Origin of the sequence: Pedobacter miscanthi, assembly GCF_003315595.1 — a bacterium.
Classification (GTDB): Bacteria; Bacteroidota; Bacteroidia; order Sphingobacteriales; family Sphingobacteriaceae; genus Pedobacter; species Pedobacter miscanthi.
Genome location: NZ_QNQU01000022.1, coordinates 41,388 through 53,616 on the forward strand (window position 1 = coordinate 41,388; position 12,229 = coordinate 53,616).

Consider the following 12,229-nt stretch of genomic DNA (forward strand, 5'->3'; position numbering starts at 1 on the left):
AAACTCTAAGTTAAACAAAAAAGCCTCCTGATTTTTAAATCGGGAGGCTTTGTAAATGAGTTAATCTTTTTTTTAAGCGATACCTTCTGCTAAAACTACAACTTTATTATGGATAGCTTCAACTACACCGCCTTTAATAAAAAAGCGTTGCTCATCGGCTTTGTTTGCTTTTATAATAACTTCTCCATCTTCTAAAGTAGAGATGATAGCGGCGTGGTCTTTTAAAATCTGAAAAGAACCTAAAGTACCAGGAACCGTAACCGCAGTTACTTCACCTTCGAAAACTTTTTTATCTGGAGTTAATATTTCTAAATTCATTCTTTTTTTAGTTTGGCGTAGAGCGTAGAGCGTGGAGCGTTTTAAACGCTTAGCACCTAACGCTTAGCGCGTTTCTTAGTTCGCTTCTGCTAATAATTTTTTACCTTTTTCGATCGCATCTTCAATGCTACCAACTAAGTTAAATGCAGCTTCAGGATACTCATCAACTTCACCATCCATGATCATGTTAAATCCTTTGATGGTGTCTTTAATATCAACCAATACGCCTTTTAAGCCTGTAAATTGCTCAGCTACGTGGAAAGGTTGAGATAAGAAACGTTGAACACGACGTGCTCTTGATACTACTAATTTATCTTCTTCAGATAATTCGTCCATACCTAAGATCGCGATGATATCCTGTAATTCTTTATAACGTTGTAAAGTTTCTTTAACGCGTTGTGCAGTGTTGTAGTGCTCATCACCTAAAACGGCAGGAGAAAGGATACGTGAAGTAGAATCCAATGGATCTACCGCAGGGTAAATACCTAACTCGGCAATTTTACGCGAAAGTACTGTAGTAGCATCTAAGTGGGCAAAAGTTGTTGCCGGAGCCGGGTCAGTTAAATCATCCGCAGGTACATATACCGCTTGTACTGATGTAATTGAACCACGTTTTGTTGAAGTAATACGCTCCTGCATTAAACCCATCTCAGTTGCCAATGTTGGCTGGTAACCTACTGCAGATGGCATACGACCTAATAGGGCCGATACCTCAGAACCTGCCTGAGTAAAACGGAAAATGTTATCAACGAAGAAAAGGATATCTTTTCCAGCGCCTTCGCCATCACCATCACGGAAATATTCGGCAACGGTTAATCCTGATAATGCTACACGTGCACGTGCACCAGGAGGCTCGTTCATCTGACCGAAAACTAATGTTGCTTTTGATTCTTTTAATTTTTCGGTATCAACAGCATTCAGATCCCATCCACCTTTTTCCATTGAGTGTAAGAATTCGTCGCCATAGTTGATTACACCTGACTCGATAAACTCACGAAGTAAATCGTTACCTTCACGGGTACGCTCACCAACACCTGCGAATACTGATAAACCAGCATAAGCTTTAGCGATGTTGTTTACCAACTCCATAATTAATACCGTTTTACCTACACCAGCACCACCGAACAAACCGATTTTACCACCTTTAGCATAAGGCTCTAATAAATCGATTACTTTGATACCTGTAAATAGCACCTCAGTTTCGGTAGATAAATCTTCAAACTTAGGAGGAGTTGCGTGGATAGGACGACCATCTGTTTTATCAACTGTGTTGATACCATCAATCGCTTCTCCAACTACATTAAATAAACGACCTTTAATCTGGTCGCCAACTGGCATTTTAATCGCAGCGCCAGTATCAACTACTTTCATACCACGAACCAAACCATCTGTAGAGTCCATCGAAATTGCACGTACACGGTCTTCACCTAAGTGCTGTTGAACTTCTAAAACAATTTTCTGTCCATTTTCTTTCGTTATCTCTAACGCATCAAAAATTTTAGGTAGATGGGCATCATCAGCAAAGCTAACGTCAACCACTGGGCCGATAATTTGTGCTATTTTTCCTAAGTTAGGCATATCTGTTGTGAGTAAATTTATTACAGTCAATGAATTAAAGCTGTTTATAGGGGCTCCAATTCGGTTGGCAAAGTTAAGTTATTCTTACTGAATTTTAAATATATATTAGAAAATTTTTTAACATCCTAAATGTTGTTAACTTTTAAGGAAAAAACTGCTCGAAAAACTATTGTTTTTATAGCAATTCAATCGTTATAAAAACCTTAAAAAGTATATCCCAATCCAATTCCGATAGTCAACTGGGTTTCGTCTCCCGTTAAAAGGAGGGCGCCTGTTCTGTACATAAAACCGCCTGTAGGTTTTTGATGCCTGAAACCAGCCCTTAAAATTACCGGGGTGTTAACTGCTTTGTTATCGAAATTATATTGATATCCATTAATGGTAAGCAATTGTCCCGAAAAGCCATTCAATGGTTTTAATATGGTTAAACCAATACCGGCTTCAAAGAAATTCTGTGATGTTCTGCTTTTGCTTAAAAGTAGATTTATTTCCAGTGGAAAAATCAAAACATTTTCGATGGTTGAAAAACCCGCTCTTGGTACAATTTTTACTTGGTTACTTAATTGGAATATCCTGTCGTAATTGATCGAATATACCCCGCCATTTCCAAGCAGCTCTGCGTAAATGCTGTTTTTTTTAATGGGCGGTTTGTTTAAGGTTGAATCCTGGGCAATGGCTTTAAAGCTAAATAGAAATAATAGAGCAGTTAAAATAGGTTTCATCGTTATATTTGGTTCTTGAATTGATCAGTCTGAAAACTTCGTCACAAACCTATTACAATTAATCGTAAGTGGCAAATAACATTTTAATATAAGGGATGAAAAAAATACTTGTTACGGGCAGTAATGGCCTTTTAGGACAGAAAATAACAGAAAAAGTACTGGCCGAAGGGCGGGTAAACTTGGTGGCCACATCAAAAGGGGGAAACCGTTATCCTGTTAAAGAAGGATATGTGTATGCCGAAATGGACATACTCGATCCCAGTCAGGTAAGCGAAGTTATCGAAAAATATCGTCCTGATGCAATTATCCATACGGCGGCAATGACCAACGTAGATACCTGCGAAGCAAATAAAGAACTTTGCCATCAATTAAATGTAAATGCTGTTAACACCCTGTTATCGGTATGCGAAGAAAAAAACATACAGTTGATCCATTTGAGCACCGATTTTGTTTTTGATGGGGCAGATGGGCCTTATAAAGAAGAAGATGCTGTTAATCCGGTAAGTTATTATGGCGAATCGAAGGTGCTGGCAGAAGAGCTGATCAAAAACTCAAAAGCAAACTGGACCATTTTAAGAACGATACTGGTTTATGGAATTAGCAATGACATGAGCCGTAGCAATATTGTACTGTGGGCTAAAGGCGCATTGGAGAAAGCTTCGCCCATAAATGTAGTTAACGATCAGTGGCGTATGCCTACCCTGGCCGAAGACCTTGCTGAAGCATGTTTGTTAGCTGTTGAAAAAAATGCTAATGGAATTTATCACATATCAGGCAAAGATTACATGAGCATTGCAGATTTAGTACGGAAAGTTGCCGATTATTGGAAACTCGATCATTCATTTATAAACGAGGTCAGTTCGGCAAGTTTAAACCAGACAGCCAAGCGACCTGTAAAAACGGGATTTGTGCTGGATAAGGCAATTAAAGATTTAGGTTACAATCCGCATTCTTTTGGAGAAGGATTGGTAATTTTGGAACAACAGATGAAACGTTAGTCCTGAGTCGACAGTCTTAAGTCTGTAGTCTCAAAACAATTAAGCAATAAAAACATTTAACAATATATTTATTATTTACTAAAACATACACAATGGCATTACAAACAGGCGATACCGCCCCTGATTTTAAATTATACAGTTCTGAATTAACAGAAGTTTCCCTTTCCGGTTTCAAAGGCAAAAAAGTAATCATCCACTTTTTCCCGATGGCTTTTACCGGAACATGTACGGAGCAGTTATGTAACATGCGTGATAATTTTAGTTATTACGAAGGCATAAATGCACAGGTTATCGGCATCTCTGTAGATTCTCCGTTCTCATTAGGCAAATTTAAAGAAGTACAAAGTTATCAGTTCCCGTTATTATCTGATTTTAACAAAGAGGTATCTACAGCTTATGGCGCATTTTACGACGAATTTGCTTTCGGATTGAGAGGCGTTTCTAAACGGGCAGCTTTTGTAGTCGATGAAGAAGGAAAAATTGCTTATGCCGAAGTTTTGGAAAACGCAAAGGATTTGCCTGATTTCAAAGCAATTAATGATGCATTAAGCAAATAAAGCATTATCTGCAAAGAATTATTTTAAGATTTTTTTAAAATTTAATTGGAAATTAAAATATCAAGTTATACCTTTGCAGTCCGTTAACGATACGGAAACGCATTTGTAGCTCAATTGGATAGAGCATCTCACTACGGATGAGAAGGTTTGGGGTTCGAATCCCTACAAGTGCACTTAAAGGGAGAATTGTAAAATTCTCCCTTTTTTTGTTTAAGTATGTTGTTTAAGTGTCTTACTATCAGTCGTTTGATAGTTCTTCTCCTCAATAGTTTTTGTTAGCTGGATATTATCTTTAAAGATATTTAGTAAGACTAAAGCTGAATATTTCGCTCAAAATATACAATGTTATTATCGTAAATGCCCTGATAAGGATTTCCGCATGGACGGAAGCCGTTGTTCAAAAGAAAACGCTGACTGCTGGGGGTAGCGGTAGTGGAAAACAGGATACCTCCGTGATGGGTAATTTTTTGAAGCAACATCGTTTTTAAGGTACTACTAATTCCCTTTTGACGGAAAGAGGCAAGTGTATACGAATAACCAATTTCGAGGAAAGGTTTATTAATTCCGATTCTAACACCTGCTTTTTTACGTACATCTTTCAAATAAGAAATGCCAGGCTTTTTTATCGCTGAAATGCCCACCAGCTTTTTGTTCTGATAACAGAAGCCAAGTAGTTCGGCGCTGAGGATTTTTAATGGCAGATCAACCGGAGATACCTTATTTCCCTTACGGAGCAGCAGATAAAAATAATGCAATTCGGTTATAGAGCAATCTGCAGGCCTTTTGATTTCAAAATAACAGTTATCTAAAAAATTGGAGCCAAAAAAGCACTCCTGGTAAGTTGCCAGGCCAGTTGATGTGTGCTGGTTCATAGGATTCAGGGATTGATTTACTTAGTAACTAAGAGCGAGGTTTTATTTCTTTTTCCCCCTTAATGTATTGCTAAGCGTTGCCGACAGGGATAACATGTTGCAAACCTTTTCGCTCCAGTCGATCAGCGCATCCTCCGGAGAAGTTCCTAGCCCTGAAATGTCATGCTCCTCCTCAAAAGAGAGTACAGCGTAATAACAATCACCGTCTTGGTAAATTGCGGGCTTAAACTGCATTACAAATGTTGGCAACCTGTACCGGTCATAATCAAAATCCACCAGTCTGCCCGGAATTGTTCTTACCTGCTGTTTCATAAGCTATTATTTTGATAAAATAACTGGTCTGCCAAACCTGGCAAACAAACGTATTCCTAAATTAACAGCTTTATGTTTCTTTAAAGTTAATGGTTTATTGTCTGTTTGTTAAGGAAAAGCTGGTCAATGTAACGAAGCAGATGAAACCAGCAGGATGCTCTGCTTTAAAAGCTAATGTTATGCGTATTTTTTATTTCTGCCATTACAAAAGTACTGTGTACTTCCTATACTTTCTACCGAACCCAGTTTATTAAAAACAAAATCCTGGTAATGTTTCATGTCTTTTGCATATACTTTCAGGATGAAGTCGTAATCTCCCGAAATATGATAACATTCAACAACTTCATCAATATTAAGGATATCTTCTACAAAGCGGTGACCAATTTTTTTGTCGTGCTGTTTGAGTTTAATGTTGCAAAAAAAACTGTTCTCCAGTTAAAAATTGCCAATCCCTCTTCCGATTTTTTTCTTCAAACCGTATTAAATGATAAACGCTTTGAACCTTTTAAAATCTGCTACAACTTTTGAAGTTTCAGACAAGAATAATAATCAGCCACAGAATATAACATTGCGGTCTTCAGGTAAATCTTTAGATAGTGGAGACTTTAGAGGAAATTTTTCTCTTTCAAATGATGATGATGATGATGAATCGGGCTTCTGTTGCCCTTGTTGTTTACCTCGCTGATTAAAATTTACTGGATCATCACAAACTAATTGCATAAACATGATTCATTAGCCTTTAATATCGATGAATTTTCAGCGGGCTGGCGACTCAAAACATGGCAACTTGTTTGGCGCAGTAATCTTTTATTTTACGAATATTCTGAAAAATATAAATATTGCACAAGATTCTTTGCAGAATAAGATAAATGTCATCAAAATACCGCTTTTTTAAATAAATTCTCAATTATAAATGGCTTCTAAATTAATAATTATATATTTGCAGCCTTGAAAGTAAACAATGTCTAATCCTATTAATCAGTGATTTGAATATTACTTTTAACAGAGCCATAGGAATAAGGCTTTTTTAATTTTGAAGACAACCTAAACGACTTGAATGCTTAATTTAGTTCTCTTTGGCCCTCCAGGGGCGGGTAAAGGCACCCAATCTGAAAAACTGATTTCAAAATATCAGTTGGTACACGTTTCAACAGGCGATCTTTTTAGAGCACACGTTAAAGGAGAAACCGAATTAGGAAAAAAAGTTAGTCAATTGTTAGCTGATGGAGAATTGGTACCTGATGCGATTACAATTGCAATGCTTGAAGAAGAGGTGGATAAAAATCCTGATGCAAAAGGATTTGTGTTTGATGGATTTCCGCGTACCGTTCCGCAAGCAATTGAGCTTGATTTGTTTCTAGAGCGTAAAGGCAGTAAAATTGCTGGTGTAATTGCTTTAGATGTAGATCAGGATGAATTAACCAAACGTATTGCTGAGCGCCATAAAATTAGTGGCCGTCCGGATGACGACGCTGAAAAATTGAAAAAACGTATTTCGGAATACTTTGACAAAACCATCCATGTATTGCCTTATTATGAGGAGCAGGGTAAATTAAACAAGGTAAACGGAATTGGTGAAATTGAAACCGTATATAACGATCTTTGTGCGGTAATCGATCAGTATCACTATTAGTATCGAGCCGGACTAGTATCTTGGTATCAAGTAGAAAGTATCAAGTAGAAAAAGTCAGCTAGAAAGCATTTAGAAAAATAAAGAAGGTTGTATTAATTTATGGCCTGATATTTCAAAAAAACATACAAAGAGTTATAATGTTAAAACGTTATAACTCTTTAATTTTAACGAAAGTGTTACCGCAACATTTCAACGTTAAAGCATTAAACATTTCAATAATAATAATATGTCGCAGGGTTCAAATTTCGTAGATTATGTAAAAATCTGTTGCCGTTCTGGTAAGGGTGGAGCAGGTTCGGCACATTTGCATCGTGATATTTTAACATCAATGGGTGGACCTGATGGTGGTGACGGCGGTCGCGGTGGCCACATTATCGTTAAAGGAAGTATCCATATCTGGACATTATTACACCTTAAATACCGCAAGCACATTATTGCAGAGGATGGTGGCGCAGGTGGCAGTTCGCATAAATTTGGTAAACAGGGTAAGGATGAAATTCTGGAAGTTCCTCTGGGCACCATTGCCAAAGATGCCGAAACAGGAGAAGTTCTTTTCGAAATTACCAAAGATGGCGAAACCAAAATTTTAACAGCCGGTGGCCGTGGTGGTTTAGGTAACGCACACTTTAAAAACGCGGTACAGCAAACGCCACGTTATGCACAGCCTGGCGAACAGGGACAGGAAGTTTGGAATATTTTAGAATTAAAAGTGCTGGCCGATGTTGGTTTGGTTGGTTTCCCAAATGCGGGTAAATCTACTTTGCTGTCGGTCGTATCTGCAGCTAAACCAGAAATTGCTGATTATCCGTTTACCACTATCGTTCCCAACCTGGGCATTGTAAGCTACCGCGGAGGCAAATCCTTTGTAATGGCAGATATTCCGGGGATTATCGAAGGGGCATCGAAAGGTAAAGGTTTAGGTTACCGTTTCCTTCGCCACATCGAACGTAATTCGGTACTGTTATTAATGGTTCCGGCCGATACCAGCAGAAGTATTAAGGAAGAATACGAAATCCTTAAAAGCGAACTCGAATCGTATAATCCCGAGTTGATGCAGAAACCACATGTTTTAGCCATTACCAAATCGGATATGCTCGATGATGAACTGATGGAGGAAATGAAACAGGATCTTCCAAAAATCCCATCGATATTTATCTCATCAGTAGCAGAAAAGAATATTCTGGAACTGAAAGATATGCTTTGGAAAGCAATTGAAGGATAATTTTTTTGGGTTACGGTGAAATGCTCAATTGCTTGATTGTTAAATTGTTAGCTGTAAACTGCCTATTGAAAACTGTTATTAATGTTTAATTGTATAAATCCGTTTACTATACAATTAACCGATTCAAACAGTTAACCGATCAACCTAAAAACAGTTAACCTCTGTAACGGTCAACAATTAAACCGATCCATTCTTTAAATAATAGTTCCCATACACCCAATGCAGAAGCGCTGGGGATTATGAAGTCATTTAGGTCAAATTCAGTACTGCCGCGGAAATCAGTGGGATAATATTCGATTTTGCGTGTGGCCTGTTTATCAAAAACCAGTTTCGCCCTCGGGATATGCCAGGCACTGGTAATCACCAGAACTTTAGCCTTTGGATTCTTTTGATCAATCAGTGCCAAACTATATCTGGCATTTTCGATGGTGTTTCTGCTTTGGTTTTCAATCAGTATTGCCGAATCCGGAATGCCTGTTAACTTTAAATATTTTACAGCTAAATCGGCTTCTTTAATTTCTTTGTTGATGAGGTTGGCACTTCCGCTGCTCAGCAGGATCTGTTTAATCTGTCCTTTTCTATAAAGTGAAATGGTTTGAAATAAACGATCGCTTGCCCCGGTAAAAGCAATTTCATTATTGCGTTTATTTAAACCCGAAAAACCGCCAAGTACAATGCCAACATCGTATTGCTGTGTTTTAGGATAGCCTGCTTCATAAGTGTTTAATATTTTACCGGCAATAAAATCATTCGAAAAGAAGAAAAAAACAATTAGACTTAATAGTAAATATTGTTTCTTCCTTTTTGGGCGTTTGGCTGCCAGGGCTAAAATTAAAAGCACACCAATCCATACAATGGGCTTGATCAGGAACAATAAAATTTTGGAGAGGATAAAAAACATGTAAAATTATTATCCTGTAAAGCTAAGAAATTACCCAGGCAAACCCGTCATTCGGGTGGACTGTAACGAAGTGGAGAATCTATTTAGATAATCTCTCCACTCCGCAATGCTTTAAGTCGAGATGACGGCCGTTTTGTGTTTGATGGTCAACTTATTAGGCTATATAATAAACTAAGGTGACATCGTATGGCTGAGGTGCTCATAAAAAAAGAATATGCTGTTTTAATTTACCACCTAAGCCCCTTGAGAACATTTAAGCTAAATGGTAAATGTGCTAAGTACAAGGCTTTCACCATATAAGAAATATAAGAACACATAATCTTATATGGCCCTTAAATGTCTCATATGGTGAAAAAATAGTATTGATGATAAAGTAAATCTAAAGATATCCTTTCTGTTTCGGAGGGCATTATCCCTGTCCTTCCTGCACCTGGCCGTTTTCATGTGCATGTTCTAAAATGTCTTTCACATCCGATTTACGTTTTTTGTTAACGGTATGCTTAAAATGAGGTATTTCATGTTCCACAATATCTTCTTCAATGGCTTCTACACCAAAAACTTTCTCTTTTAAAATATTGTATTTATCCTGAAAACCATAACGTAAATTTCTGGCGCCCCCTGCAATTTTTCCGCGGGTACCTGCACCACTATCGGGTGCAAATAAAATACTGATTATTGCACCTGCAGCTAAACCTGCCACTAGGGCAAGCGCTATTTTTGCACTGTTATCTGTTTCGTGCTTTAAATATTTTTCGATTAACTTTCTGTATTTCATAACGTAGCATTTTTAAAAGGAACAAATGCTATCATATAATGTTTCGTAAAATCTCAACAAAGCATAAAATTTGGTAAGTTTAATATTTTAAATATCCAATAAATGGTAAAAGCAACAATAAATAAAGAGCACTACGCATGTGCGGTAAGCAATGGTTCTCACGATATCATTGCAGATGAACCGATAGAGTTAGGTGGAACACATAAAGGTTTTGCCCCTAAGGGATTATTAATGGCCTCGTTGGCATCATGTGTAGCCATTACTTTAAGGATGTATGTTGATAGAAAGGAATGGCCGGTTGATAAAATAGAAGTAGTGGTCAATACCGATATCGAAAATGGCGAAATGGTGTTTTTTGAAGAGATTACCTGTACCGGGCAACTAACTGAAGAACAAAAAAGCAGACTGGAAGATATCGCAGGTAAATGTCCGGTAAGTAAAATCCTGACGGTTGGTCACGAAGTGAGATCGAAAGTACTTTAAGGTGAATGGTGTAAAACTCACCTATCCAATCCTGAAAAAGCTTTAATATCTTTGTAAACTGCAGTATTTACTGTAGAAAATAATAATTTATGCCTACCGAAATAAAATGCCCCAACTGTGCCCATGTTTTTCCGATGGAAGAAGCCATGGCCGAAGATTATAAAAAGGAACTGCGTGAGAAGATGTTGTCTTTTACAAAGCAGCGCGATAAAGAATACCAGGATAAAGTTGCGGCTTTAGATGCTGAAAAAGTGCAGCAACAAAAAGCTTTTGAGGTTCAGCTGGCGGAAGAGAAAACCAAACTTAAAGATAACCTGGAAGAAAACCTGCGCAAAAGCATTGCGGCAGATTTTGAAACCAAGCTGCAGATGCTGGAAGGCAATGCAAAAGATAATGCCGAAAAACTGAGGTTGGCCCGCGAGAAAGAACTCGAGTTTTTACGTCGTGAAGAAAGCCTGAAAGTTAAAGAGGAAGAGATGGAGCTTGCTTTTCAGCGTAAAATGCAGGAGCAGCGCAACGAACTGGTAGAGCAGATCCGTAAGCAGGAAGCCGAAAAAAACAGCATCAGGGATACCGAACATCAGTTGCGTTTAAAGGAACTGGAAAAACAGCTTGATGACCAGAAAAAACTTGCCGAAGAAATGAAACGTAAAGCCGAGCAGGGCAGTATGCAGTTACAGGGCGAGGTGCAGGAACTGATCCTGGAGGAACTGCTCCGTAGTAATTTTCCTTTCGATTTAATTGAAGAGGTGGGCAAAGGCGTACGGGGGGCCGATTGTGTGCAGGTGGTGCGTAACCAGTTTGGGCAGGAATGTGGCAAAATTATATATGAAAGTAAACGTACCAAAGATTTTGGTGGCGACTGGATCGAGAAACTGAAAAAAGATATGCGGAGCATGGGTGTTGATGTAGCCGTAATTGTGAGTCAGTGTTACCCTAAAGGTATGGATTGTTTCGGTCAGCGCGATGGTGTTTGGATCTGTTCTTTCGAAGAGGTAAATGCGGTGGCTTATGTGCTTCGTGATGGGATTTTGCGTTTATCGAGTGCAATGAAATCGCAGGAGAACCGGGGCGATAAAATGCACATGCTCTACGATTATTTAACCGGAGCAGAATTTTCGGAACAATGGAAAGCCATCAGGGAAGGTTTTATGAGCATGAAATTATCCATCCAGCGCGAGCGTGATGCCATGGAGCGTTTATGGAAAGCCCGCGAAAAGCAGTTGGAAAAAGTACTGTTAAATGCTACGCACATCCGCGGTTCGATAGAGGGTATTGCCGGTAGCGACAGTATTCAGCTGAGTTTAACGGATGAAGATGACGAAGCGTTGCTTTTGGAGTAGTATCGTCGATTTAGATCTCGCAGGTTTTCGAAAACCTGCGAGGTCTGGACAATAATTTTTGCCTTCTATAGTCCTCGTTTGTAACGAGGATTACCGAACGTTGCATTTGAATGCATATAGAAAATAGAAATGCATTAAGCGATACAATCGCTTATCTCATATATCCTCGTTACAAACGAGGACAATGATATAAGGTAGACTTCGCAGGTTTTTAAAACCTGCGAGGTTTGGACAATAATTTTTGCCTTCTATAGTCCTCGTTTGTAACGATGATTACCGAACGTTGCATTTGAATGCATATAGAAAATAGAAATGCATTAAGCGATACAATCGCTTATCTCATCTATCTTCGTTACAAACGAGGACAATGATATAAGGTAGACCTCGCAGGTTTTTTGAAACTTCGAAGTCTGGAAAATGATGTGTTGAGGCATATTTTGGATGTTGTTTGATATAAATTCAGTCTTTTTTGATATGATTTGTATGTAATTAGATACGTTTAAAGTCTTCATTGA

14 protein-coding genes and 1 tRNA gene are annotated in these 12,229 nt (G+C 38.3%); 7 read left to right on the top strand and 8 right to left on the bottom strand.

The window, feature by feature from the left end; translation table 11 throughout:
• Positions 1 to 72 precede the first annotated feature (72 nt).
• The 3 genes from atpC to DRW42_RS21700 form a co-directional block, all read right to left on the bottom strand.
• Entirely contained in the window at positions 73 to 318 is a 246-nt protein-coding gene (gene atpC / locus DRW42_RS21690) for an ATP synthase F1 subunit epsilon (protein ID WP_113950937.1), read from the bottom strand.
• Positions 319 to 393: 75 nt separating this feature from the next.
• Positions 394 to 1,896 carry a F0F1 ATP synthase subunit beta gene (gene atpD / locus DRW42_RS21695; RefSeq protein ID WP_113950938.1) on the bottom strand — a complete coding sequence of 501 codons (1,503 nt, stop codon included), beginning with the start codon at positions 1,894 to 1,896 and terminating at the stop codon, positions 394 to 396.
• Positions 1,897 to 2,099: 203 nt separating this feature from the next.
• The gene (locus DRW42_RS21700; protein WP_113950939.1) at positions 2,100 to 2,618 is read right to left on the bottom strand and encodes a hypothetical protein; all 519 of its coding nucleotides are present in this window, start codon (positions 2,616 to 2,618) and stop codon (positions 2,100 to 2,102) included.
• 95 nt (positions 2,619 to 2,713) lie between these two features.
• On the opposite strand from DRW42_RS21700, the gene DRW42_RS21705 reads away from it, so the two are divergent.
• From DRW42_RS21705 to DRW42_RS21715, 3 genes are all read left to right on the top strand, one after another.
• On the top strand, positions 2,714 to 3,616 hold the full coding sequence (locus DRW42_RS21705; protein WP_113950940.1) for an SDR family oxidoreductase: 903 nt from the start codon (positions 2,714 to 2,716) through the stop codon (positions 3,614 to 3,616).
• Positions 3,617 to 3,708: 92 nt separating this feature from the next.
• On the top strand, positions 3,709 to 4,173 hold the full coding sequence (locus DRW42_RS21710) for a redoxin domain-containing protein (RefSeq protein WP_113950941.1): 465 nt from the start codon (positions 3,709 to 3,711) through the stop codon (positions 4,171 to 4,173).
• Between the two features lie 99 nt (positions 4,174 to 4,272).
• Positions 4,273 to 4,346, top strand: a tRNA-Arg gene (locus tag DRW42_RS21715).
• A gap of 138 nt (positions 4,347 to 4,484) precedes the next feature.
• On the opposite strand, the gene DRW42_RS21720 is transcribed toward DRW42_RS21715, so the two are convergent.
• From DRW42_RS21720 to DRW42_RS21730, 3 genes are all read right to left on the bottom strand, one after another.
• Positions 4,485 to 5,045, bottom strand: a complete 561-nt coding sequence (locus DRW42_RS21720; protein ID WP_113950942.1) for a GNAT family N-acetyltransferase — start codon at positions 5,043 to 5,045, stop codon at positions 4,485 to 4,487.
• Positions 5,046 to 5,087: 42 nt separating this feature from the next.
• Positions 5,088 to 5,357 carry a hypothetical protein gene (locus DRW42_RS21725; RefSeq protein ID WP_113950943.1) on the bottom strand — a complete coding sequence of 90 codons (270 nt, stop codon included), beginning with the start codon at positions 5,355 to 5,357 and terminating at the stop codon, positions 5,088 to 5,090.
• Between the two features lie 177 nt (positions 5,358 to 5,534).
• Complete coding sequence (locus DRW42_RS21730; RefSeq protein ID WP_341866238.1) at positions 5,535 to 5,792, bottom strand: Lrp/AsnC ligand binding domain-containing protein; 258 nt, start codon at positions 5,790 to 5,792, stop codon at positions 5,535 to 5,537.
• 622 nt (positions 5,793 to 6,414) lie between these two features.
• Here DRW42_RS21730 and DRW42_RS21740 point away from each other — a divergent pair.
• Positions 6,415 to 6,990 (top strand): adenylate kinase, encoded by a 576-nt coding sequence (locus DRW42_RS21740; RefSeq protein WP_113950945.1) that lies wholly within the window; start codon positions 6,415 to 6,417, stop codon positions 6,988 to 6,990.
• A 226-nt stretch (positions 6,991 to 7,216) separates the two neighbouring features.
• Positions 7,217 to 8,212 (top strand): GTPase ObgE, encoded by a 996-nt coding sequence (obgE, locus tag DRW42_RS21745; RefSeq protein WP_113950946.1) that lies wholly within the window; start codon positions 7,217 to 7,219, stop codon positions 8,210 to 8,212.
• Positions 8,213 to 8,366: 154 nt separating this feature from the next.
• On the opposite strand, the gene DRW42_RS21750 is transcribed toward obgE, so the two are convergent.
• Entirely contained in the window at positions 8,367 to 9,113 is a 747-nt protein-coding gene (locus DRW42_RS21750; RefSeq protein ID WP_113950947.1) for a YdcF family protein, read from the bottom strand.
• Positions 9,114 to 9,522: 409 nt separating this feature from the next.
• Positions 9,523 to 9,888, bottom strand: a complete 366-nt coding sequence (locus tag DRW42_RS21755) for a YtxH domain-containing protein (protein ID WP_113950948.1) — start codon at positions 9,886 to 9,888, stop codon at positions 9,523 to 9,525.
• A 102-nt stretch (positions 9,889 to 9,990) separates the two neighbouring features.
• On the opposite strand from DRW42_RS21755, the gene DRW42_RS21760 reads away from it, so the two are divergent.
• Both DRW42_RS21760 and DRW42_RS21765 read left to right on the top strand, forming a co-directional pair.
• A complete protein-coding gene (locus DRW42_RS21760) occupies positions 9,991 to 10,371 on the top strand; it encodes an OsmC family protein (RefSeq protein ID WP_113950950.1) in 381 nt (126 codons plus the stop codon).
• An 89-nt stretch (positions 10,372 to 10,460) separates the two neighbouring features.
• Entirely contained in the window at positions 10,461 to 11,714 is a 1,254-nt protein-coding gene (locus DRW42_RS21765) for a DUF2130 domain-containing protein (RefSeq protein WP_113950952.1), read from the top strand.
• Positions 11,715 to 12,229 lie beyond the last annotated feature (515 nt).

Bases quoted from the DNA above. Each gene is read 5' to 3' on its own strand.
- atpC (WP_113950937.1), bottom strand. From the start codon at position 318: ATGAATTTAGAAATATTAACTCCAGATAAAAAAGTTTTCGAAGGTGAA.
- atpD (WP_113950938.1), bottom strand. From the start codon at position 1,896: ATGCCTAACTTAGGAAAAATAGCACAAATTATCGGCCCAGTGGTTGAC.
- DRW42_RS21700 (WP_113950939.1), bottom strand. From the start codon at position 2,618: ATGAAACCTATTTTAACTGCTCTATTATTTCTATTTAGCTTTAAAGCC.
- DRW42_RS21705 (WP_113950940.1), top strand. From the start codon at position 2,714: ATGAAAAAAATACTTGTTACGGGCAGTAATGGCCTTTTAGGACAGAAA.
- DRW42_RS21710 (WP_113950941.1), top strand. From the start codon at position 3,709: ATGGCATTACAAACAGGCGATACCGCCCCTGATTTTAAATTATACAGT.
- DRW42_RS21720 (WP_113950942.1), bottom strand. From the start codon at position 5,045: ATGAACCAGCACACATCAACTGGCCTGGCAACTTACCAGGAGTGCTTT.
- DRW42_RS21725 (WP_113950943.1), bottom strand. From the start codon at position 5,357: ATGAAACAGCAGGTAAGAACAATTCCGGGCAGACTGGTGGATTTTGAT.
- DRW42_RS21740 (WP_113950945.1), top strand. From the start codon at position 6,415: ATGCTTAATTTAGTTCTCTTTGGCCCTCCAGGGGCGGGTAAAGGCACC.
- obgE (WP_113950946.1), top strand. From the start codon at position 7,217: ATGTCGCAGGGTTCAAATTTCGTAGATTATGTAAAAATCTGTTGCCGT.
- DRW42_RS21750 (WP_113950947.1), bottom strand. From the start codon at position 9,113: ATGTTTTTTATCCTCTCCAAAATTTTATTGTTCCTGATCAAGCCCATT.
- DRW42_RS21755 (WP_113950948.1), bottom strand. From the start codon at position 9,888: ATGAAATACAGAAAGTTAATCGAAAAATATTTAAAGCACGAAACAGAT.
- DRW42_RS21760 (WP_113950950.1), top strand. From the start codon at position 9,991: ATGGTAAAAGCAACAATAAATAAAGAGCACTACGCATGTGCGGTAAGC.
- DRW42_RS21765 (WP_113950952.1), top strand. From the start codon at position 10,461: ATGCCTACCGAAATAAAATGCCCCAACTGTGCCCATGTTTTTCCGATG.